1 protein-coding gene is annotated in these 226 nt (G+C 60.2%); it reads left to right on the top strand.

Annotation, left to right across the window (positions count from 1 at the left end; translation table 11 throughout):
- Positions 1–37 precede the first annotated feature (37 nt).
- The coding region (locus AC5ZG5_RS46680; RefSeq protein WP_496165628.1) for a hypothetical protein at positions 38–226 on the top strand (189 nt) is incomplete at its 3' end.

The raw sequence follows: 226 nt of genomic DNA, 5'->3' as shown, positions 1-226 counted from the left end.
GTGGTCCTACCCCCGTGCTTTTTGTTGCACGGGACCCATGGGTGCAACCGGCACCCGGCTTTCCCTGCGCCCTCTGTTCGATGAGAGGGTGAAACGAGACGCAAAGCTCGGGCACTTCATGCCGCGAGAGCGCGAACGCACATCCTCACGCTGTTTGAAAGTTGAATCAGAACCCATCCCCGTCATTGCGAGCGCAGCGAAGCAATCCATCGCGCCACTTGCGGAG

Source organism: Bradyrhizobium sp. Ses1, assembly GCF_059512365.1.
The sequence above is the reverse complement of the archived record's forward strand: the minus strand, read 5'-3'. Positions and strand labels throughout refer to the sequence as shown.